The organism is Azoarcus sp. KH32C (genome assembly GCF_000349945.1).
GTDB lineage: Bacteria > Pseudomonadota > Gammaproteobacteria > Burkholderiales > Rhodocyclaceae > Aromatoleum.
Window position 1 is genome coordinate 4,305,183 of record NC_020516.1, and the last position, 22,189, is coordinate 4,327,371.

The window sequence follows — 22,189 nt, forward strand, 5'->3', positions numbered from 1 at the left end:
TCATTGCCCTCCTGCCCCATGCTTCCGATTCACGCAGACCGATGACCGAACCGACGTCCTCCGACTCCGCCAGCGATGGCTTCGACCTCAACCCGATCGAAATCCGGGTGCTCGGCGTATTGATCGAAAAAGCTTTCGTCACACCCGATACCTACCCGTTGTCGCTCAACGCGATCGTCACCGGCTGCAACCAGCTGACCGGCCGCGACCCGGTGATGAGTCTGAGCGACGACGAAGTGCAGACGGGGATCGACAGCCTGATGGCACGCAAGCTCGTGTCGCGGCGCGACACCGCCAGTGCCCGCGTGGCGAAGTACGAACATCTCGTGCGACTGCGCCATTCGCTGCCTCCCGCAGAACAGGCCGTGCTGGGCGTGCTGCTGCTGCGTGGAGCACAGACGGCAGGTGAGATCCGCCAGCGCGCCGAGCGTATGCATCGCTTCGACGACATCGCCACCGTGGAAAGCGTCCTCGAACATCTCGCCGAAAAATACCCGCCGATGGCGGCGGCGCTTCCGCGCGCGCCCGGCACGAAGGAGACCCGCTACGGGCATCTCCTGGGCGGTGCTGCGGCGTTTGCGGCCCTGGCCGACTCTGCGAGTCCGGGCGCGCCGGGGTCGCGCTCGCGCAATGCCGAACTCGAAGAGGAAGTGCGGCGCCTGCGCGACGAACTCGACACACTGCGCCGCGAGTTCGACGAGTTCCGCGCCCAGTTCAGCTAAGGGGCGGCAGCCGTAACCGCCATGCTGATCCATCCGCAATTCGATCCCGTCGCCCTGTCCATCGGACCGCTGTCGGTGCGCTGGTACGGGCTGATGTACCTCGTCGCGTTCGTGCTGTTCACCGTCCTCGGCCGCCTCCACGCAAAACGGCGGCCCGAGCTCGGATGGACGCCGCAGCAGATCGACGACCTGCTGCTCTATGGCATGATCGGCGTCGTCTTGGGCGGGCGGCTCGGCGAAGTGCTCTTTTTCCAGCCGGGCTACTACTTCACCCATCCAGCCGAAATCCTTGCGATCTGGAAGGGCGGGATGAGTTTCCACGGCGGCTTCCTCGGCGTCCTGGTCGGCATGTGGCTTTTCGGGCGCAAGTTCGGAAAGAGCTTCTGGGAAGTCACCGACTTCGTCGCACCGCTCGTGCCCACCGGCCTCGCCGCAGGCCGGATCGGCAACTTCATCAACGGAGAGCTGTGGGGACGGCCGGTCGAGTCCGATGTGCCATGGGCGATGATCTTCCCGTGGGTCGACAATCTCCCCCGCCACCCCTCGCAGCTATACCAAGCCGCGGGCGAAGGATTGCTGCTGTTCGTGCTGCTGTGGTTGTACGCGAGCCAACCCAGACCGACACGAGCGGTATCGGCAGCATTTTTGCTCGGCTACGGCGTGCTGCGTTTTGCCGCCGAATTCTTCCGCACGCCCGATCCGGGAATCTTCGGCACGCTGTCGCTTGGCCTGTCGACCGCCCAGTGGCTGTGCATACCCATGATTGCTGCGGGGATATGGCTGCTGACAACGGTGCGCCGCACGGAAGTATTTGCAAAATAAGGAAAAATATCGCGCGCGACGCACGGCGCTCCGAAGCGTCGTGCAATATTGCGCAACATGATGACTTCATTTCTGGCAGGATGCGGATGAGAAGATCGCAGGAGACAGCAGATGGCATCCGGACTGGTTTCGCGTAGCCTCTCCCGAGTTCGCGAGATTGTCGCCAATGCCACCGGGCGCCGCAGCGAACCGACCGAAAAACAACTCGAACGCGTCAGACGCCAGCTCCATGAATGCGCCGAGAACCGCGGAGGCGAGGTCTCGACACGCCTGCGCGCGGCACGCCTCGCAGACACTTACCTGAAGCTCGACGAAGCGGGACGCCTCGCCTTCCTGCGCATGATCGCGCTCGAATTCGGGCCGGACCCGAAGCGCGTGGCGAAGGCCCATGACGCCTATCAGACAGCGGTGGGAACCGAGCGGCAGTGGGATGCCGAAGCAAACCTGCGCGCGGCGATGCGTTCGTCGCGGATCCGCATCCTCACGCAGTTCAATGCGATCCCCCAGGGCGTGAAGTTTCTCGTCGACCTGCGCTCGGATCTGCTGCACTTCCTCGAACACAACAAGGAGTTGAAGGCGCTCGATCGCGAGCTCGAAGCGCGCCTGACGGCGTGGTTCGACGTCGGCTTCCTCGAACTGTCGCGCGTCACATGGAACTCGCCGGCGGCGCTGCTCGAGAAGATCGTCAAGTACGAGGCAGTGCACGAGATCCGATCCTGGCGCGACCTGAAGAACCGCCTGGGTTCCGATCGGCGCTGCTATGCGTTCTTCCATCCGCGCATGCCGCTCGAACCGCTGATCTTCGTCGAAGTCGCGCTGCTCGACGAGCTCGCCGACAACGTGCAGAAGCTGCTCGACGAAAACGCCCCAGCCCACGACGTCGCACGCGCAACGACGGCCATCTTCTACTCGATCAGCGCGACGCAGGCCGGCCTGCGCGGCGTCTCCTTCGGCAATTTCCTGCTGAAGCGGGTGGTCGACGATCTGCAGCGCGACTTCCCGCAGCTGACGACCTTCGCCACCTTGTCGCCGATCCCGGGCCTCGTGCGCTGGGCGACGAAGAATCCGAACGAGGTGCTGGCCGTCTTCGCGGAGGCGGACTGGGAACGCCTGGCGGCAGCCGGCATCGAGGGCCCGGAATCGGCGCGCCTGAAAGCCGTGCTCGCCGGGAGCACGGACTGGACGCAGGACGCGGCCCTCTCGGCAGCCCTCCGCAGCCCGCTGCTGAGAGCGACGGCAGCCTATCTGCTGCACGCCAAACGCGACATGCAGCCCCTCGATTCGGTCGCGCGCTTCCATCTCGGAAACGGCGCTCGTGTCGAACGTCTGAATTGGCTTGCCGACGCATCGGACAAGGGTTTGGCGCAGTCGTGGGGCGTGATGGTGAATTACCTCTACGACCCCGACCGTATCGTCGACAACGTCGAGGCATTTGCCGGCGAAGGCCGCATCGACGCGGCCACGGGCGTGAAGCGGCTCACGCGACGCTGAGAACGCAGCACGTCAAGAACGCAAAGTGAAACTGCCCTTACCTCGCGCCTCGATCCGCATCCGCTTGTTGCTCGCAAGCACCGTCGTGCAGGTGCTGCTGTTGACGCTGCTGCTCGCCAACAGCGTGCGCCTGATGAACGACGCGATCGGGGCCAGCATCGGGACGCTGACGAGCCAGAACGCGACGATGCTGCATGCGATGGCGGCGGCCTACGCCGACAACGGCGGCTTCGGCGCGCTGCAGGACGTCCTCGGCGAGCTGCTGTCAGAGGGCGACGAGGGCCTCGTCTACGTCAGGATCGCCTCGCCCGACGGCCGCACCCTGGTCAGTGCGGGCATGCCGGAGATGCAGCAGATCCCCGAGGTCGATAACGGGACCACCCGCAGCGCCACCGGCGACCTCTTCCATGTCCGGCGTCCGCTACTTCTGGACCGCAATACGGTCGGCTTCATGCAGTTCGGCATCTCGGTATCGGCCCTCTCCGGAGCACGCCGCGCGATCACCGAGCAAGGGGCGGCGATCGCGATCGCAGAAATCCTGCTGACCTTCGTTCTCCTGTCCGGCATCGGCTACCTGCTGACGCGCAACCTCACGCGCCTGCTCGCCGGCAGCGAGGCGATCGCCGCCGGACGCCTCGACCACCGCCTGCCCGAAGAAGGCGACGACGAACTCGCACGGCTGGCGCGCCGCTTCAACATGATGGCGGCAAATCTGCAGGACCGCGTCGGCGAACTGCAGCAGGCGGCGACACGGCTGCGCGAAAGCGAGCAGCGCTACGAACTGGCGATCCAGGGCGCCAACGACGGCCTGTGGGACTGGGACATCGTGGCCGATCAGGTTTATTGCTCGCCCCGCTGCGCCGAAATCGCGGGTCTGCCGAGCGAGCGCGAGTACCATGCGCCCAACGACGTCACCGCGAACATCCATCCCGACGACCTGCGCAATTACCGCAGCATCCTGATCGAGCATCTGAAAGGATACAGCGCTCAGTTCCGTTGCGAATATCGAGCCCGCCAACGCGACGGAAGCTTCCGCTGGGTGATGAAACGGGGTGTGGCGCTGCGCGGCGCCGACGGCCGGGCATTCCGTATGGCCGGCTCGATCACCGATGTCCACCTGCACAAGCTCGCCGAGATGCGCCTCCAGTATGACGCGCTGCACGACGGGCTGACCAGTCTGCCCAATCGTGCCCTGTTCCTCGAGCATGTCCGGAGCGCCCTCGCACAGCAACAGCACGCCGACTCGCAGAACTTCGCCGTGCTGGCGATCAACCTGCAGCGTTTCCGGCTCGTCAACGACAGCTTCGGGCATGCGGCCGGCGACGAACTTCTGCGCCACGTCGCGCAGACGATCAGCGAAACGCTGCGGCAGGGCGACATCGTGGCCCGCGTCGGCGGGGACCAGTTCGCATTGCTGCTCAACCGCATCGAGAACCCCGCGGAAGCGCTGCGCCTGGGCGAGGCGCTACGCGAAAAACTGGCGGAGCCGACCAGCGTCGCCGGCCAGGTCCTGTATCCCAAGTATCGCATCGGGGTGGCACTGAGCGCCGACTACACGGAAACCCGCTCGGCCGAGACGATGTTGCGCGATGCGGACAACGCCCTGCAGCGGACCCGCAAGCGCGGTGAAGACGCGGTCGCGATCTTCCACACGTCGATGCACGAGCAGGCCGTGCAGAGCCTGCGCCTCGAAGGCGACCTGCGCACCGCCTTGCGCGAGCAGGACCTGACGGTCCATTTCCAGCCCATCGTCTCGCTCGAGGATGGCAGCATCAGCAGCTTCGAAGCCCTCGTGAGATGGCGGCATCCGACGCAAGGCATGCTGCCTCCCAACATGTTCATCCCGCTGGCCGAGGCCATCGGCCTGATCCATGAGCTGGATATGCTGGTCCTCAAGCGCGCCTGTGAGCGCATCCTGCTCTGGCAGCGCCGCGCGGGCAACGCCGCGGTACCGCGCGTCAGCGTCAATCTCTCGGCGACCCAATTCGCGCGCCCCGACCTGGCGGGCGAAATCATCGCCGAGATCGCACAGCACGGGCTGCCTGCCGACATGTTGCGCTTCGAGGTCACCGAAAGCGTGCTCGCCCAGCCGGACGGCCCGGCTTCGCAGATCCTGGAGCGGCTGCGCAACGCCGGCATGTCGGTGCTGATCGACGATTTCGGCACCGGTTATTCGGCTCTCAGTTATCTGCACACGATCCCCTGCGACGTCGTCAAGCTCGATGGCTCCTTCGTGCGTTCGCTCGAGAACGACGAACGCCTGCGCACCATCGTTGCGCGGAGCATCGAGCTCGCCCACGATCTCGGCATGCTCGTCGTTGCCGAATGCATCGAAACGCGGACGCAGGCGAACCTGCTGCGCGAAATGGGCTGCGACTACGGGCAGGGTTACCTGTTTTCGAAGCCGCTCGACGATGCGGCAGTGGAAAACCTTCTGTTTGGAAAGCCGACCGGAGCGGAGGCGGCAGCATGACCCTGAGAGAGGGCCGATGAAGCGGATTTTGCAGATTGCAGTACTGATTGCGGCAACGAATCCCGGAGCGAGCACCGCATACGCGGAGGACTCCCCCACCCCGCCCCGGCTTGAGCTGTCGGGATTTGGCACGCTGGGTGCCGTGACGACAGACAACAAGGACGTCTGGTTCACGCGCAACGGCGTCAATTTCCCCGGCAACAAGGACCCCGATTTCAGCCCCGACACCCTGCTCGGACTTCAGGGGAGCTTGCGCCTGACGGAATACAACGACGTCACCGTGCAGGTCGTGGCGCGGGAGGATGGCGCCGAGAAGCAGGATCCGCGCATCACGTTGGCCTTCCTGCGCCAGACGCTGGCCCCCGGACTGTCGATGCGCATCGGGCGGCTGCGGGTGCCGTTCTTCATGCTGTCCGATTCGCTGTACGTCAATTACGCGAACATGTGGGTCCGACCACCGGTCGAGGTATACGGCCTCAATCCGTTCAACGATCTGGACGGCGTCGACCTGATTTATCACACCCGCATCGGCGAACTCGATGCCGAGATTCATCCCTACATCGGCGGCGGCGAGATCCGGTTCCCTCAGGGCAAAGCGCGCCTGAAGGAGACCGCGGGCGTCAACGTGGTGCTGACGCAGGGCGACTATTCGCTGCACCTCGGCCACGGCGATGCGCGCTTCACGCTGGAGCGAGGCGACACCAATTTCCACGCCATCTCCGCAGCCCTGCGAGCCATCGGCCAACAGGACGTGATCGACGACCTCGCCGGCACCGACGGTCGAACGAGTTTCAATTCGATCGGCGCGCAGTGGGACGACGGGACCTGGCAGTTCGTCGGTGAATATGCGCACCGCCACGCGGACCGTTACGTGGTCAGCGCTCACGGATGGTATCTCAGCCTCGGGCGACGCTTCGGCAACGTGATGCCCTACGTCACGTGGGCCCGGCAGTCGCTCGACCGTCAGTTTGCCGAGGCGAATATCCCGCCCGGCCGTTTCGCACGCGCGTGGGAGCGCTTCCTGACTTCCCGCAACAATGCCCAACACAGCCTGACGATCGGCACGCGCTGGGACCTCGCATCTCACGCGGCACTAAAAGCCGAGATATCGCATGTACGGCCCGATCGGGATTCGTGGGGATCCTATTTCCCCCGACCGGTCGACACGCCGCGTGTGATCGGCGGCGAATCGCTGACGACGTTCAGCCTGTCGCTGGACCTGAGTTTCTGAGGCCCGGCGATGCTGAGAAGATGCAACGCTCTCCTGGCGCTCGGATGCTTGTGCTACCTGCTCCTGTCAGCAGCGCCCGCGCTTGCGCAGGTCGTGGTCGTCGCCGGCGTGCAAAGCAATGTGCCTGAGCTCACGCGCGAACAGGTCGAACAGTTCTACCTGGGCCGCGCCCACAGCCTTCCGGACGGCCTCGCGCTGGCGATCGCGGACCTGCCGGCTGGCCCTGTTCGTGACGAGTTCTACCTGAAGCTCACCGGCAAGAACCCGATCCAGATCCGCGCCCACTGGTCACGGATGGTCTTCACCGGACGTGCGCTGCCGCCAGTAGAGGCCGCCGACGTGGCCCAACTGCGCCAGTGGCTGGCCGTACGGCCGAACCTGATCGGCTATCTGCCGGCCTCCGAGGCTGATTCGCGGGTCAGAGTCCTGTTGCGCTTACCCTGAAAGGCAGGTCGCTGAGCGATCAGCGCGACACAACGGTCAGGTCGAACGCTCCTACCCCGGCGACGGCGCCGTGCAGGCGGTCGCCGACCGCGACAGGGCCGACGCCTTCCGGCGTACCGGTGAAGATCAGGTCGCCCGCCTGCAGGCGGTAGTAGCGCGAGAAGAAGGCGATGATCTCGGGAATGGACCAGATCATGTCGGCCAGGTCTCCGCGCTGACGAAGCACGCCGTTCACGTCGAGCCGGATTTCGCCGGACCGCAGCACCTCCCCGGCGGCCGGCAGGATCGGGGAAATCGGCGCCGAGGCGTCGAAGGCCTTGGCGATGTCCCACGGCCGCCCCTTCGCCTTGGCTTCCGCCTGCAGGTCGCGACGCGTCATGTCGAGGCCCACGGCGTATCCCCAGATGCACTTGGCGGCCTCTTCGGCCGACAGGTCGACACCCCCCGAACCGAGCGCCACGACGAGTTCGAGTTCGTGATGCACGTCCTCGCTCGCTTGCGGGTAGGGAAACTCGCCGATCTGTCCCGTATTGATCGGCAGTACGGCGTCGGCCGGCTTGGTGAAGAAGAACGGCGCTTCGCGGCTCGGGTCGCTCCCCATTTCCCGTGCATGGGCGGCGTAATTGCGCGCGACGCAGAAGATGCGGCGCACGGGAAACAGCCCGCCGCCGACGACCGGCACGACTGCGCGCGGCGCCGGTTCGAATACGAAGGAATCCTTGGAATCGAGAGTCATCGATGAAGCTCCAGCCTGAGTTCGCAGGCTCACGTTTAAGGGGGACCGCCGGACGTGACGATCTTTGACCAATGCTGGCACGAGATCACATCACAGGAGGGTTGACCGTTCAAGCAGTCGATGTTGTAATGCGAATCATTCCTATTCGCTATGTCGACTGCAATGAAGCTCGCAACCTTTCAGCTGGGAGCCAAGCTCGACGAAAGCCGGGATTCGACCGAGGGAGCCTCGCGCTCCGGGACGGAAGAATCGGCGATCCCGAGCATGCGCCTGCTGCAGGGGCGCAGCAGCGTTGCGATCGAGCATCACGGTACGCAGTACTTCCTGCGCGCGACGCGAGCGGGAAAACTGATCCTGACGAAGTGAAGAAGCCCGAAGTAAGCAAGTCATTCCCACGGTAAATCGAGAGATCGAGGCTAGACTATGTATGTCTGCGTTTGTAACGCGGTAACCGAGCGCCATATTGGACAGGCTGTTCGCGAAGGGGCATCTACCCTGCGTCAGTTGCGCGAGCGCCTGGGCGTGGCCGGTGAATGCGGTCGGTGCGCAAGCTGCGCCCGCGACTGCATGCGCTCGGCTATCGAAGAGCAGACATCGAACGCGACGCCGGCAGTAGCCGCGTTCGCGCCCTCGTTCTCGTTTGCCGCGGAGGCCGTATGAAAGGCGATAAGAAAGTCCTTCAATACCTCAACAAGCAGCTCACCAACGAACTCACCGCGATCAACCAGTATTTCCTGCATGCCCGCATGTACAAGAATTGGGGGCTGGGTCGGCTCGGGCATCACGAATACGAGGAGTCGATCGAGGAAATGAAGCATGCCGACAAGCTGATCGAGCGCGTGCTGTTCCTCGAAGGACTCCCGAACCTCCAGAACCTGAACAAACTGCTGATCGGCGAAAACGTGCCGGAATGCCTGCAGGGAGACCTGAAGCTCGAGTTGGGCGCGCGAGCCGATCTGATCGAGGCGATCGCGTACTGCGAGTCCTGTAAGGACTATGTCTCGCGGGAGCTCTTCGAAGAACTGCTCGAGGATACCGAAGAGCATATCGATTACCTCGAAACCCAGCTCGAACTGGTCGACAAGGTCGGCCTGCAAAACTACCTGCAGTCGCAGATGGGCGAGTCGAGCTGACGCAACCGGAAGACGACGTCCGGTGCGAGCACCGGCCGTCCCCTATGACCACCCAGCCAGCCCGTTCTCCCGCAGAACCAGCCAGCCCATAGCCCGAGAGAACTGGCTAGAATGCAACTTTCCCCCTCACCCCGCCTCCATGACCGTACGCCGCCCCACGGTGTGGCTTTCGCAGTCGGTCGCGTAGCGACCTATCTGATGATTGCCGCACTCCTGCTCGACCAATTGCTGCGCTGAAACGCCAGATCGTGTCCATGGCATCGACGCCAGCCTTGGAGGCCCTTCCATCCGACGCTGTGGCCGTGACGCATATGGCACACTCCCCGCGCCTCAATGCGATGGTACCGGCCGCCCCCCTTGTACAGCCGCCACCGACACCGCGGCAGGTCGTGTCGCGGCGGGAACGAAGGCTCGTGTTGCTGGGGGTTGGTCTCGCTCACATTGCGGGACTTCTCCTCCTTTCGCAGGTCGTCACCACACCCCCGCCACCGCCACCGCCGACGATCATCGCGACGCTGATCGAACTGCCGAAACCGATGCCGGTCGAGGCGCCGCCTCCGACGCCCCATCGCGCACCTGAAAAGCCGGCGCCACGCGAAAAAGTTGCGCCGCCGCGCCCGACCGCTCCGCTCCCGACGCCGCGCGTTGAATCGCCGACCGCAGTCGCCGCACCGCCCCCCGTGCAAGCCCCCGCTCCGGCAGAAGTCCGGCCGGCACCGGCGCCCGTGGCAGCGGAACCGGCGCCACCGGTGAAACCCGCAGTTGCGGCGGCTTCTGCGCCCGCTCCGACGACGCCGGTACGCTTCGACGCGGCCTATCTGAACAACCCGGCCCCCGCGTACCCGCCCCTGTCACGGCGCATGCGCGAGGAAGGCAAGGTGATGCTTCGTGTGCAGGTCACGGCCGAGGGCTTGCCTGCCAGGGTCGAGGTGGCGGAAAGTTCAGGTTCCGGACGGCTCGATCAGGCGGCGCGCGAGGCGGTGCAGCGCTGGCGCTTCGTGCCCGCGAAACAGGACGGCCATGCTGTGGAGGCCGGGGTCATCGTACCGATCATCTTCAAACTCGAAGGAAACTGAACAATGCTCACCGACAACTTCGGCCTTTCCCATCTGTGGGGCCAGTCGGACCTGGTCATCAAACTCGTCGCGTTGCTGCTCGTGACCATGTCCGTGGCGAGCTGGTACCTGATCGCCATTCGGGCCGCGCGGCAGCTGCGCGCCCGCCGCTTCGACAATGCGGTCGAAGGGTTCTGGAATGCCGCAAACCTCGACGACGGGCTCTCGCAGCTGTCGCGCACGGCCGCCGGTTCGCCTTTCGAGGCCCTCGCCCGCCAGGGGGCCGCCGCGGCGGAACATCTGCGTCGCCACACGCACGTCGAAACCCTGGGCGGCAAGCTGGATGCGGACGAGTTCGTGACGCGCGCCTTGCGCAAGTCGATCGCGCTGTCGACCGCACAGCTCGAATCGGGCCTGACGGTGCTCGCGTCGATCGGCTCGACGGCGCCCTTCGTCGGCCTCTTCGGCACGGTGTGGGGCATTTACCACGCACTGATCGGGATCAGCACCTCCGGTGCCGCAACCCTCGACAAGGTCGCGGGCCCGGTGGGCGAAGCGCTGATCATGACCGCGTTCGGTCTCTTCGTGGCGATTCCGGCGGTGCTCGCCTACAACGCCTTCACGCGCGCCAACCGGCTGGAGTTGTCGGAACTCGACGCCTTCGCGCACGACCTGCACGCGTGGTTCACGACTGGCACCCGTCTCGCCAGCGCACCGGCCGGAGACGCGCCGCGCGGCACGACGGCTTCGGCGCCTCTGAATCTGCGCAGCGCGGGAGCGGCGTAATGGCCTTCGGCGGATTCAGTTCGGAGGGGCGCTCGGCGCCCATCGCCGAGATCAACATGGTCCCGCTGATCGACGTGATGTTGGTGCTGCTGATCGTGTTCATGATCACTGCCCCCTTGCTGACGCACTCGGTCAAGATCGACCTGCCGGCGGCGGCGAGCCAGGCCAGCAACGAGAAGCCGGAAACGGTCACGCTCGCGATCGACGGCGCGGGGAAGATGTTCTGGAACGACCAGCCGATCGCCGACGGTGAACTCGCCAACCGGCTGGCAACGGCGGCCGCCGCGACCGTGCAGCCGGAACTGCACCTGCGTGCGGACCGCGAAACGCGCTACCAGAAGCTCGCCGAGGTGATGTCGGCCGCGAAGACGGCCGGCATCCAGAAGATCGGCTTCGTCACCGTCCCCGAGCGCTGACGCCCACGGCCGGGCGCTGCGCCCGGCCGCCCCCTCCCGCCCGGGAACCCGCGGCTGCATTACGATACAAAGCAGCTGTGAGGCATCGCTTATTCTTCGCCCGGTAACAATCGGCCGAGCTTAGCCCTGCACACGTCGAGGCGGCCCCCGGAATACCCAATTGCCAAGTTCGGCGTCGCGGGCGACACTGCCGTTCAAGACCCTACTTTCATCCCGCTTTTTGACATGACCCGTCCCCTCGCGCCCCGACCGCGCCGCCGCTGGCGCGGCGCCCTGCTTGCCCTCACCACCGTCGCGGTGCTGGGCGGTGCCGGCTACTTCGTGTGGTCCAAGTACTTCGCGGCACCGGACGAGTCGACGCGCTACCAGTTCACGAACGTGACACGGGGCGACCTCGAGGATGTGGTCACCGCGACCGGCACGCTGCAGCCGCGCGATTACGTCGATGTGGGCGCGCAGGTGTCGGGGCAGCTCAAGAAGATCCACGTCGATGTCGGCTCCGAGGTGAAGTCCGGCGAGTTGTTGGCTGAGATCGATCCGATCGTGCTGCAGAGCAAGGTGGATGCGACGCACGCACAGTTGCGCAATCTCCGCGCACAGCTGCTCGACCGCGAGGCGAGCCGCACGCTGACGACGGCCCAGCTGACCCGCCAGCGCAACCTGATGGCCGAGGATGCGACCAGCACCGATGCCCTGCAAAACGCCGAAGCGGCGCTGCAGTCGGCCGAAGCACAGGTCGCGGCGCTGAAGGCGCAGATCGACCAGACTGAATCGAACCTGCGCGCCGACGAGGCGAACCTCAATTACGCGCGCATCTACGCGCCGATGGGCGGAACCGTGGTATCGGTGACCGCGCGCCAGGGCCAGACGCTGATCGCGAGCCAGCAGGCGCCGGTGATCCTGCGCGTCGCGGACCTTTCGACGATGACCGTGCAGACGCAGGTGTCGGAAGCGGATGTATCGCGGCTGCGCCTCGGGATGGAGGCCTACTTCACGACGCTCGGCAGCAACAACAAGCGCTGGTCGGGCAAGCTGCGCAAGATCGAACCCACGCCGGTCGTGCAGAACAACGTGGTGCTCTACAACGCGCTGTTCGATGTGGACAACCCGGACCATGCGCTGATGACGCAGATGACGGCTCAGGTCTTCTTCGTCGTCGCATCGGTCAAGGACACGCTGCAGATCCCGATGTCGGCGATCGCGACGGCGCGGGCCGAACGCACGAAGGCGCGCGCCGCCGGCGAAGGCGGCAGTGCAGGCGGCGCGCCTCCGCATCCGAAGAAACCCGCAGCGGACGGGGCGGCGGCCGGCGGCCCCCGCAAGGTGATGGTCAAGGTCGCACGCGAGGACGGCACCCTGGAAGAGCGCCAGATCGAAATCGGCGTAACCAGCCGCATCAGTGCGCAGGTCATGTCCGGCCTGGAAGAAGGCGAACGCGTGCTGTCGGGCATCGCCCTCCCTGACAAGGGGGCTCCCCAGGCGCCGCGGCGCCAGCCACGCATATGAAAGCCGAACCGCAAGTCGCGCAGGCGGCGGTCGCGCCGCTGCATGAACGCTCGGCTGACCTGCCGCTGATCGAATTGTCGGGGGTCACGAAGACCTTCTACAACGGCGAGATCGCCGTCGAAGTACTGCACGGCATCGACCTGAGAATCTACCCGGGCGAGTTCGTCGCGATCGTCGGCAGCTCGGGGTCGGGCAAATCGACGCTGATGAACGTGTTGGGCTGCCTCGACCGGCCGACGGAAGGCACCTACCGCTTCATGGGGCAGGACGTGTCGCGGCTGGACCGCGACGAACTCGCGCAGCTGCGGCGCGAGACCTTCGGTTTCGTCTTCCAGAGCTACAACCTGATCGCCGGCGCGAGCGCGCGCGAAAACGTCGAAGTGCCGGCCGTGTACTGCGGCATGCCGCCGGCCGAACGCCACGCCCGAGCGATCTCGCTACTGACCACGCTGGGCCTCGAATCGCGCTGCGAACATCGTCCGAACCAGCTCTCGGGCGGACAGCAGCAGCGCGTGTCGATCGCACGCGCGCTGATGAACGGTGGCCGTGTGATCCTCGCCGACGAGCCGACGGGCGCGCTCGACAGCCGCAGCGGCGCCGAGGTCATGCAGATGCTGCGCAAGCTCTCGGCCGACGGGCACACGATCATCCTGATCACGCACGAACGCGAGGTCGCCGAGCAGGCGCAGCGCATCATCGAAATCCGCGACGGCGGCATTATCGCCGACCCCGGCCCCCTTCCGCGCAGCGGCCCGGAGCCCGACTTCGCCCCGCACATCGACCGCACCTCGCCCTTGTCCGACGTCGTCGAAGCCACGCGAACCGCGTTGCGGGCGCTGCGCACCAACATCTTCCGTGCGGCACTGACCCTGCTCGGCATCGTGATCGGGGTCGCGGCGGTGATTGCGATGCTGGCGATCGGCGACGGCGCCAAACGGAACGTCGTCGACCGCATCAGCTCGATGGGCACGAACCTGCTGACGGTGCGTCCCGGCGCGCCGAACCAACGCGGGCGGGACACGCCGGCGACGCTCGTGCTCGATGACGTGCGCGCGCTGCGCGACTTGCCGAACGTGCTCACCGCGGTTCCTGATCAAAACACCGGCGTCACGGTCCGCTACGGGGGCGCCGACCAGCGTACCTCGGCGGAGGTGACGGGTGCCGACTACCCGCTGGCCCGCAACTGGCCGGTCGCGCGCGGGACCTTCTTCAGCGCGGAGGACGAGCGTCGTTATGCTGCAGTCGCGGTGCTGGGCGAAACCGTCGCCAAGGCGCTGTTCGGCGATGACGACCCGGTCGGCGCCTACATGATCGTCAATAACCTCGTTTTCCAGGTCATCGGCGTGATGGGTCCGATGGGCGCGACGCCTTGGGGCTCGGACCAGGATGACGTGATCTTCGTCCCCTTCACGACGGGCAGCCTGCGCCTGACGGGGCAACGCTTCCTGCGCAGCGCGATCGTCGCGGTCGAAGACGTCGCCCGCATCGACGAGACGCAGGAAGAAGTCCGCGCGCTGCTGCAGGCACGTCATAGCGGGGTCGAGGACTTCCAGATCCGCAACATGGCCTCGATCATCGCGAGCGCAACCGAAACCCAGAACACGCTGACGGTGCTGCTCGGCACGGTCGCCGCGATCTCGCTGCTGGTCGGCGGGATCGGCGTGATGAACATCATGCTGGTGTCGGTCACCGAGCGCACACGCGAGATCGGCATCCGCATGGCGACCGGCGCGCGCATGCGGAACATCCTGCAGCAATTCCTGATCGAGGCGCTGGTCGTCTCCGCGCTGGGCGGCCTGATCGGCGTCGGCGTCGGGCTCGGCGCCGCGGCGATCATCGCGGCCTTCGATACACCCGTCCAGTATTCACTGTCACCGGTGCTCCTTGCCTTCGGCTGCGCCTTCGCCACCGGCCTGATCTTCGGTTACCTGCCCGCACGCAAGGCTGCGCGCCTCGACCCGGTCGTCGCACTCGCGTCGGAATGAGTCCCATGACCTACCCCAGACTTTCCGCCTTGCCCCAGACCGTCCTCGCCCTCGCGCTCACGTTGATCCTCGGCGGCTGCGCCGTCACCGAACCCGCAACGCGCGCGGACGTGGCGATGCCTGCCGCGTGGGACGAGACCTTGTCCGAGTCAGCCACGCGCCCCGACGCGGGCTGGTGGCGCAGCTTCGCCTCGCGCGAGCTCGATGCGCTGATGGCCGAAGCGCTGTCCGCCAACCCCGACTTCCGCGTCGCTGTCGAGCGCGTGCGCCAGGCGGAACTCGCCCTCAAGGTGACCGGCGCCTCGCTGCTGCCGAGTGCAGCCCTCGGCGCCGACACCGCGTGGAGCCGGGTCGAGCCCGGTCGCAGCGGACCGGCGAGAGAATCCGAATCGACCGGCGTCTCACTCTCCGTCAGCTATGAGGTCGACCTGTGGGGCCGCATCGCGGCGGGCGTCCGTGGCGCTTCGGCCGAACTCGACGCGACGCGTGACGACCTCGCGACCGCCCGCCTGACGCTGCTCGCCGGCGTTGCGAACACCTACTTCCAGCTGTTGTCCGTACGCGAACGCATCGAGATCGCTCGCGAAAACCTCGCGACCGCCGAACGTGTGTTCTCGATCGCCGAATCCCGCTATCGCAACGGCGCGGCATCGGCGCTCGACGTCAGCCGTCAGCGGGGCACAGTGCTCGCGCAGCGCGCGGCCCTGCTGCCACTCGAAACCCAGGCCCGCCAGACCCAGGCGGCGCTCGCAGTGCTGCTCGGCCGCGTTCCGCAGGGCTTCGCGGTCGGCGGCGAGACGCTGTCGATGCTGCAGGTGCCGTCCGTCGCACCGGGGCTTCCATCCGAACTGTTGGCGCGCCGCCCCGATCTCGCCAGCGCTGAAGCCCGGCTCGCAGCCGCCGATGCGGACGTCGCCGCTGCCCGCGCGGCGCTGCTGCCGTCGATCGGATTGTCCGGTTCGGCCGGGCTCGCGAGCACGGCGCTGCTGGCACTGTCGAGCCCAGCGAACACCGTTGCCCTGACGGCATCGCTGAGCCACACGCTCTTCGACGGCGGACGGCTGGACGCCGAAGTCGGCAGCGCGCAATCGCGACGCCAGGCGCTCGTCGAAAGCTACCGCGGCGCGATCCACACCGCCTTGCGCGAGGTTGAGGAAGCGCTCGGCAACGTCGAGCGCAACCGCCGCCAGGAATCCGTGCAGTTGCAGATCCGCGACGAAGCCGCGCGAGGGCTGAGGCTCGCCGAATTGCGCTACCGGGAAGGGACCGACGACCTGCTCACCGTGCTCGACGCCCAGCGCACCTTGTTCCAGGCCCAGGACCAGCTCTCGCAGTTCCGCCTCGCCCGCCTGAGTGGCAGCGTGGACCTGATCAAGGTGCTCGGCGGCGGCTGGCAGGCGGCGGAGAGCACCGTGCGCACCGACTGAGCGCGCTTCCCACCCTTTTCCCTCGCACCTGAAGCCGCGACGACCCCGCGGCCCGGGCCCCTGCGTGTGTCTGCTGCCAAAACCGAGACGTGACGAAATCTGAGATTTCGTTCTTGCGAATACTTCTCATTCTGCTTATTATTCGCATCCATGCAATAACAATTCTGCACGCGACTTCAAACATCAACTCGTCATTCAAAGGGATTTTCATGCATCGCAACCTGCTCCGGCCCCTGGCCTTCGCCGCCCTGAGCGGCCTCGCATTTGCCGCCAACGCCCTCGAATATCCGATCGGGACCCCGCAGCAGCGCAACGGCATGGAAATCGCCGCGGTCTATCTGCAGCCGATCGAGATGGAGCCAGACGGCATGATGAAGAAGGCCTCGGAGTCGGATATCCACATCGAGGCCGACGTCCGGGCGCTCGCGAACAACCCGAATGGTTTCGAGGAAGGCAGCTGGATTCCCTACCTGACGGTGAAGTTCGAAATCAGCAAGGTCGGCAGCGACTGGAAGATCTCAGGCGACTTCATGCCGATGGTGGCGAACGACGGCCCGCACTATGGCGACAACGTCAAGCTCGCCGGCCCCGGCAAGTACAAGGTGAAGTACACGATCCTGGCGCCGGGCGCGACCCAGGGCACCCACTTCGGCCGCCACACCGACCGCGCGACCGGCGTGCGTCCGTGGTTCAAGGCCTTCGACGTCGAGAACGAATTCACCTACGCCGGCGTCGGCAAGAAGGGCGGCTATTAAGATGGCGGCCGTCCGATTTGCCCGCACCGCGCTAGCGGTCGCGGTGCTCGGCGCGACCACGGCGAGCCACGCCGCCCCCGCTGCGAGCATGCAGGAAAAGATGCTCGCCGAGATGAAGCGGCTCGCCGAGCGAGTCGAAAAGCTCGAACAGCGTAACGCCGAGCTCGAAAGCCGGCTCGCCGCCGCGACGGCCCCTTCGCCTGCGCTCACCAAGCGCGTCGAGGCGCTCGAACAGGCCAACCAGGAACTCACGGCTGGCCTTGAAAGCGACCGCATCACCGAGCGCGAGCCGGAACTGGTCACGCGCCTGAAGGCGGTCGAAGCGAAAACCGACGCCATCGCCTCGCCCTCCAAGCTCGCCGAGGCGCTCGACGGCATCACCGTCGAAGGCAGCGTCGCCGCGGTCGCGCAGCGCATCAACGGCGGCGCGCGCGCATCCGGCAAGCACGAGTCGGTGCTGACGTGGCGCGGCGACGTCGGCATCACGCTGCCCGCCGGCGACATCGGCGAGGGCAAGGGCGAGTTCTTCACCCACCTGCGCTTCGGCCAGGGCGACGGTTTCAGCGGCCTGAAGCCGACCTTCACCGGCGCCTTCAACAGCCTCGCCTTCCAGGCGGGCGGCGGCTCGCAGGAAACCTACGCGATCGTCGCGGAAGCCTACTACCAGCTCTCGACCCCGCTCGGCGAAGGCGGCGAAGAGTCGCCGCACAAGCTGCAGTTCAACGTCGGCAAGATGGACCCCTTCGTGTTCTTCGACCAGAACACGATCGCCGACAACGAGGCCGAGAAGTTCCTGAACAACGTCTTCGTGCACAACCCGCTGCTCGACTCGGGCGGGGCGGTCGGTGCCGACGACTACGGCTTCACGCCGGGCGTGCGCCTCGCCTATCGCAACGAGAGCGGCAAGCCCGACTGGTGGCAGGTGTCGCTGGCCGCGTTCGGCGCGGGCGAAGGCGCGCAGTTCGGCCGCAGCTTCAACAGGCCCTTCGTGATCGGCCAGCTCGAATACGGCCTGAAGGCCTACGGCCTCGACGGCAACTATCGCCTCTATGCGTGGCGCAACGGGCAGTACGACGGCTTCGACGGCTCGCGTGGCACGACGACCGGCTGGGGCGTGAGCGTCGACCAGCGCGTGGATGAGGACGTCACGCTGTTCGCCCGCTACGGCCAATCGACGAAGGGCAAGGCTGCCTTCGATCGCGCCGTGACCGTCGGCGCAGAAGTCACCGGCGACGCATGGGGCCGTGGTGCCGACACCGTCGGCCTCGCCTGGGCCTGGCTGCGCTCGAGCCGCGACTTCCGCGACGCCGCGCCGCTGCTGGATGGTTTCGGCTTCGACGCCCGCGGCGCCGAGCAGGTCGCCGAGCTCTACTACCGCTGGCACCTGAACAAGCAGCTCTCGCTGACGCCGGACCTGCAGTACGTTCGCCGCGCGGCGGCGAACCCGGATGCGGATTCGATCACGACGCTCGGAATCCGCGCGCTGTATGCGTTCTGAGCGCCAACGCTCCCCTCGCCCCGCCCGGACTTCGGCCCCGGCGGGGCTTTTACGTTTTCAAGGCGAGGAGTTCCTTCCCATGTCCTTCGCACGTCCGATCGGCATTGCGCTCATGCTGGCCGCTTTTGCGACTGTCGCGGCCCCGCTCACCGCGCGCGCCGAGATGCCGACCTTCCAGATCGTCGCCGAGAACGGCCGCTTCACGCCGGAGACGGTCACCGTCCCGGCCAACACGCGTTTTCGCGTCGAGCTGACCAACCGCAACGCGGGCCCCGAGGAGTTCGAGACCTCGAGCCCGCTCAAGGAACTGGTCGTGGCGCCGGGCTCGACGCGCAGCACGGTGTTCCCACCGCTGCAGCCAGGCACCTATCCGTTCTTCGGCGAGTTCCACCGCGAGACGGCAAAGGGCCAGATCGTCGCGAAATAACCGGACCTCCAGGGAGTCGTCATGGGCAACGCACTGTTCATCGTCTGGCGCGAGAGCGTCGAAGCCATCCTCGTCGTCAGCATCCTGTATGCGTGGATCCGCGCGCGCAGCGACGGCCGGATCGGCGTCGGTCACCTGTGGACCGGGGTCGGCGGCGGATTGTTGTTGGCCGGCGTGCTCGCAGCCGCGATGCTGGGTCTGCAGAGCCAGCTCGCGGGCGACGCACTGGAAGCCTTCCAGGCCGGAATCGTGTTCGTCGCGGCGGGGCTGATCACGCATATGGTGCTGTGGATGCGGCACCACGGGCGCCACATGAAACGCGAACTCGAAACCGGACTGGCGAATGCCGCGGGCGGCGCGTCGGCGGCATTGCTCGCCACGATCGCCGTCGGGCGGGAAGGCGCCGAGACGGTTCTCTTCCTGTACGGCCTGGGCGTCGAGCAATCGGGCGAGGCGCTGCACCGGATGCTCGCCGGAGCCGGCATCGGCTTCGTGCTCGCGCTCGCCACCGCATGGCTGATCCAGCGCGGCGCGCGCTGGCTGCCGAGCCGCGTGTTCTTCCGCGCGACCGAGATCGTCCTCTTCCTGCTCGCCGCGGCGCTGTTGGTGTCCGGCGTTGAACGGCTGATCAACATGGAATGGTTGCCGCCGCTCCTCGAGCCCGTGTGGGACAGCTCGCTGCTGCTCTCGGACGGCAGCACGGTGGGCGCCATCGCCGCGGCCTTCGCCGGCTACCGCGCGCAGCCGTCGTTGATGGTGCTGCTCGCGTGGGTCGGCTACTGGGCGCTGGTCGCGCTGCTCGGCCGCCTGCCGCGGAGGACTGCGGCATGAACACCTGCGCCCTCCCGACCTCGGCGACGACCGTGCCGCGGCTCGCCCGCCTCGGCGACCTGATGCGCCGTCACCGCGGCTGGATCCTCGGCATCCAGTGGACGGTGCTGGCCGTGTATCTCTTCCTCGTCGTCACGCCGGCTTTCCTGCCGCTACCGGAATCGGGCGCGCACCTGTGGGACAACCTGACGCTCTTCGCGCAACTCGCGTTCTGGGGCGTCTGGTGGCCCTTCGTGCTCGTGTCGATGATGCTGATGGGGCGCGTGTGGTGCGGCGTGCTGTGCCCCGAGGGCTTCATCTCGGAGCAGGTGTCACGCTTCGGGCTGGGCCGGCCGATCCCGCGCTGGATCAAGTGGGGCGGCTGGCCCTTCGTGGCCTTCCTCGGCACGACCGTCTACGGGCAGCTCGTCAGCGTCTACGAATATCCGAAAGCGGCGCTGCTGGTGCTTGGCGGCTCGACCGTCGCGGCAATCGCGGTGGGACTCGTCTACGGGCGCGGCAAGCGCGTGTGGTGCCGTCACTTGTGCCCCGTCAACGGCGTGTTCGGCCTGCTCTCGCGGCTCGCGCCGATGCATTTCCGCACCGATCGCGCGGCTTGGGAGTCGTTTGGCGGCGGGTTTGGCGATGCGCGGGGCACAAAGAAGGTGATCCCGATCAACTGCGCGCCATTGGTCGACATCCGTCGCATGGAAAGCGCGTCCGACTGCCACATGTGCGGCCGCTGCAGCGGGCACCGCGACGCCGTCGCGCTCAAGGCGCGGGTACTGGGCTCCGAAGTCGCGCAGCTTACCGTCGAGCAGACGGACCGCTGGGAAGTGCGGCTGCTCGTATTCGGCATCATCGGTACCGCGATCGGCGCCTTCCAGTGGTCGGCCTCGCCGTGGTTCGTGCAGGCGAAGCTCGCCGCCGCCGAGTGGCTGGTCGAGCACGATGCCTTCGCGCTGCTCGGCGACGACATCCCGTGGTGGGTGCTGACGCATTACCCCGAAGCGAACGACGTCTTCACCTGGCTCGACGGCCTGATGATCCTCGGCTACATCGGCCTGTCCGCGCTTCTCATCGGCGGCTGGATCAGCCTGTGGCTGCGCGCCGCGGGGCGCCTGCTCGGCGAGGCGGAAGGCCACCTGCGGCTCGCCTACGCGCTGATCCCACTGGGCGGAGTCGGCGTCTTCCTCGGGCTGTCCGGGCTGACGGTGACGCTGCTGTCGGCCGAGGGCGTGACCCTCACGAGCCTGCCCGCAGTCCGCGGGGCGCTGCTCGCCATCGCCTCGATCGCCAGCCTCGTGCTCGCGACGATCCACGTGCACCGCGGCTCGGTGTCCGGCCTGCGCAAGACCTCGGCGCTGCTCGCCTTTGCGACCGGGGCCGCGGGCGCGGTGCTGCCGTGGATCGTGATGTTCTACGTCTGGTGACCGGTCGCCGCACCGCTGTTGGCGGCGCGGAAGAAATCGATGAACACCCGTAAGCGGGCCGGCATCTGGGCCCGGCTCGCGAAATACAGGTGGGCGACCGGCATCGGCCAGGCGTAGTCGTCCAGCACCTCGCGCAATCGCCCCTCGCGCAGATCGTCGAGGACCATCGATTCGACCACTTGCGAGATGCCGAGCCCGCGCCGCAGCAGGTCGAGTTCGGCTTCGAGATCATTCACGATGAAGCGGCCACGGACCTCCATCTCCAGTTCCCGCCCCTCATGGCGGAAAGTCCAAGGCGCCGCGCGGCCGCTCGTCGGATAACGGAAGCGGTTGCAGTCGTGCGCCGCGAGGTCTTCGGGCCTTAGCGGCACGGGATGGCGTTCGAAGTAAGCCGGCGCCGCGGCGACGATCAGACGCTGCGGGCGGCCGAAGGGAACGGCCACCATGTCGCCGGCGATCTGCTCGCCGCGACGCAGGCCGACGTCGAAGCGTTCGGCAACGAGATCCACGAACTTGTCGTCGAGCGAGAACTCGATGCCGACCTCCGGATAGCGGGTGGCAAAGGCCGCGACGTGCGGTGCAAAATACTGCGGGTAGGCGATGCGCGGCATCGTGATGCGCACCGTGCCGGACGGCTGCTCGCGCGCGTGGTCGACGGTCGCGAGCGCCCCCTCTAGTTCGCCGAGGCCACGCCGCACGCCATCGAGCAACCGCGCGCCCTCCTCTGTCAGTCCCACGCGGCGCGTGGTGCGGGCCAGCAGCCGTACCCCGAGGCGGCTCTCGAGGCTCCGCACCGATTGCGACAGCGCCGATGCCGACAAGCCCATTTCCGCGGCGGCGCGGCTGAAGCTGGCGTGACGCGCGACGCATTCGAAGGCGGCCAGCGCGGGTAGCATGGCGGGCTCAATCATTAAGCTCTCCTTCAAAAAGCTTGTAGGATTTATACATCGATCTTAAAAGATTCAGCGTCTAAGCTGTGAAGATCCAACAGCCGGCCGCGCCCCCGCCGTCGGCCGTCCTCATTCTTTCGCGGAGACGA

At 66.6% G+C, this 22,189-nt stretch carries 22 protein-coding genes; 20 read left to right on the forward strand and 2 right to left on the reverse strand.

The window, feature by feature from the left end:
• Positions 1–41 precede the first annotated feature (41 nt).
• From AZKH_RS19230 to AZKH_RS19255, 6 genes are all read left to right on the forward strand, one after another.
• Positions 42–722: a YceH family protein gene (locus AZKH_RS19230; protein WP_015437465.1), complete on the forward strand. Its 681-nt coding sequence runs from the start codon at positions 42–44 to the stop codon at positions 720–722.
• Positions 723–743: 21 nt separating this feature from the next.
• A complete protein-coding gene (gene lgt / locus AZKH_RS19235; protein WP_015437466.1) occupies positions 744–1,544 on the forward strand; it encodes a prolipoprotein diacylglyceryl transferase in 801 nt (266 codons plus the stop codon).
• 111 nt (positions 1,545–1,655) lie between these two features.
• Positions 1,656–3,035, forward strand: coding sequence for a malonyl-CoA decarboxylase (locus AZKH_RS19240; RefSeq protein ID WP_015437467.1), 1,380 nt, complete (start codon positions 1,656–1,658; stop codon positions 3,033–3,035).
• Positions 3,036–3,060: 25 nt separating this feature from the next.
• Positions 3,061–5,508 (forward strand): EAL domain-containing protein, encoded by a 2,448-nt coding sequence (locus tag AZKH_RS19245; protein WP_015437468.1) that lies wholly within the window; start codon positions 3,061–3,063, stop codon positions 5,506–5,508.
• Entirely contained in the window at positions 5,450–6,739 is a 1,290-nt protein-coding gene (locus AZKH_RS19250; protein ID WP_231874429.1) for a hypothetical protein, read from the forward strand. The genes AZKH_RS19245 and AZKH_RS19250 overlap by 59 nt, the downstream gene beginning before the upstream one ends.
• 9 nt (positions 6,740–6,748) lie before the next feature.
• Positions 6,749–7,183 carry a hypothetical protein gene (locus tag AZKH_RS19255; protein ID WP_015437470.1) on the forward strand — a complete coding sequence of 145 codons (435 nt, stop codon included), beginning with the start codon at positions 6,749–6,751 and terminating at the stop codon, positions 7,181–7,183.
• 19 nt (positions 7,184–7,202) lie between these two features.
• Here the strand turns inward: AZKH_RS19255 and AZKH_RS19260 are convergent, their stop codons facing one another.
• Positions 7,203–7,919: a fumarylacetoacetate hydrolase family protein gene (locus AZKH_RS19260; protein WP_015437471.1), complete on the reverse strand. Its 717-nt coding sequence runs from the start codon at positions 7,917–7,919 to the stop codon at positions 7,203–7,205.
• A gap of 162 nt (positions 7,920–8,081) precedes the next feature.
• On the opposite strand from AZKH_RS19260, the gene hemP reads away from it, so the two are divergent.
• The 14 genes from hemP (at position 8,082) to AZKH_RS19325 (ending at position 21,150) form a co-directional block, all read left to right on the forward strand.
• Positions 8,082–8,285 carry a hemin uptake protein HemP gene (gene hemP, locus AZKH_RS19265; RefSeq protein ID WP_015437472.1) on the forward strand — a complete coding sequence of 68 codons (204 nt, stop codon included), beginning with the start codon at positions 8,082–8,084 and terminating at the stop codon, positions 8,283–8,285.
• Between the two features lie 57 nt (positions 8,286–8,342).
• Positions 8,343–8,579 carry a (2Fe-2S)-binding protein gene (locus AZKH_RS27000; RefSeq protein WP_015437473.1) on the forward strand — a complete coding sequence of 79 codons (237 nt, stop codon included), beginning with the start codon at positions 8,343–8,345 and terminating at the stop codon, positions 8,577–8,579.
• On the forward strand, positions 8,576–9,052 hold the full coding sequence (gene bfr / locus AZKH_RS19270) for a bacterioferritin (RefSeq protein WP_041656408.1): 477 nt from the start codon (positions 8,576–8,578) through the stop codon (positions 9,050–9,052). The genes AZKH_RS27000 and bfr overlap by 4 nt, the downstream gene beginning before the upstream one ends.
• Positions 9,053–9,801: 749 nt before the next feature.
• Entirely contained in the window at positions 9,802–10,128 is a 327-nt protein-coding gene (locus AZKH_RS27740; RefSeq protein ID WP_231874430.1) for an energy transducer TonB, read from the forward strand.
• 3 nt (positions 10,129–10,131) lie between these two features.
• Positions 10,132–10,893: a MotA/TolQ/ExbB proton channel family protein gene (locus tag AZKH_RS19280; RefSeq protein ID WP_015437476.1), complete on the forward strand. Its 762-nt coding sequence runs from the start codon at positions 10,132–10,134 to the stop codon at positions 10,891–10,893.
• On the forward strand, positions 10,893–11,309 hold the full coding sequence (locus AZKH_RS19285) for a biopolymer transporter ExbD (RefSeq protein ID WP_015437477.1): 417 nt from the start codon (positions 10,893–10,895) through the stop codon (positions 11,307–11,309). The genes AZKH_RS19280 and AZKH_RS19285 overlap by 1 nt, the downstream gene beginning before the upstream one ends.
• 225 nt (positions 11,310–11,534) lie before the next feature.
• Positions 11,535–12,815 carry an efflux RND transporter periplasmic adaptor subunit gene (locus AZKH_RS19290; RefSeq protein WP_015437478.1) on the forward strand — a complete coding sequence of 427 codons (1,281 nt, stop codon included), beginning with the start codon at positions 11,535–11,537 and terminating at the stop codon, positions 12,813–12,815.
• The gene (locus tag AZKH_RS19295; RefSeq protein WP_015437479.1) at positions 12,812–14,800 is read left to right on the forward strand and encodes a MacB family efflux pump subunit; all 1,989 of its coding nucleotides are present in this window, start codon (positions 12,812–12,814) and stop codon (positions 14,798–14,800) included. Before AZKH_RS19290 ends, AZKH_RS19295 begins: the two co-directional genes overlap by 4 nt.
• Before the next feature lie 5 nt (positions 14,801–14,805).
• Positions 14,806–16,227 carry an efflux transporter outer membrane subunit gene (locus AZKH_RS19300; protein ID WP_015437480.1) on the forward strand — a complete coding sequence of 474 codons (1,422 nt, stop codon included), beginning with the start codon at positions 14,806–14,808 and terminating at the stop codon, positions 16,225–16,227.
• 209 nt (positions 16,228–16,436) lie between these two features.
• A complete protein-coding gene (locus tag AZKH_RS19305; RefSeq protein WP_015437481.1) occupies positions 16,437–16,982 on the forward strand; it encodes an iron transporter in 546 nt (181 codons plus the stop codon).
• Between the two features lies 1 nt (position 16,983).
• The gene (locus AZKH_RS19310; RefSeq protein ID WP_015437482.1) at positions 16,984–18,480 is read left to right on the forward strand and encodes a carbohydrate porin; all 1,497 of its coding nucleotides are present in this window, start codon (positions 16,984–16,986) and stop codon (positions 18,478–18,480) included.
• Positions 18,481–18,559: 79 nt separating this feature from the next.
• The gene (locus AZKH_RS19315; protein ID WP_015437483.1) at positions 18,560–18,907 is read left to right on the forward strand and encodes a cupredoxin domain-containing protein; all 348 of its coding nucleotides are present in this window, start codon (positions 18,560–18,562) and stop codon (positions 18,905–18,907) included.
• A gap of 21 nt (positions 18,908–18,928) precedes the next feature.
• Positions 18,929–19,738: an FTR1 family protein gene (locus tag AZKH_RS19320; RefSeq protein ID WP_015437484.1), complete on the forward strand. Its 810-nt coding sequence runs from the start codon at positions 18,929–18,931 to the stop codon at positions 19,736–19,738.
• Positions 19,735–21,150 carry a 4Fe-4S binding protein gene (locus AZKH_RS19325; protein WP_015437485.1) on the forward strand — a complete coding sequence of 472 codons (1,416 nt, stop codon included), beginning with the start codon at positions 19,735–19,737 and terminating at the stop codon, positions 21,148–21,150. The genes AZKH_RS19320 and AZKH_RS19325 overlap by 4 nt, the downstream gene beginning before the upstream one ends.
• On the opposite strand, the gene AZKH_RS19330 is transcribed toward AZKH_RS19325, so the two are convergent.
• Positions 21,138–22,061 carry a LysR family transcriptional regulator gene (locus tag AZKH_RS19330; RefSeq protein WP_015437486.1) on the reverse strand — a complete coding sequence of 308 codons (924 nt, stop codon included), beginning with the start codon at positions 22,059–22,061 and terminating at the stop codon, positions 21,138–21,140. The genes AZKH_RS19325 and AZKH_RS19330 overlap by 13 nt on opposite strands.
• Positions 22,062–22,189: the final 128 nt, after the last annotated feature.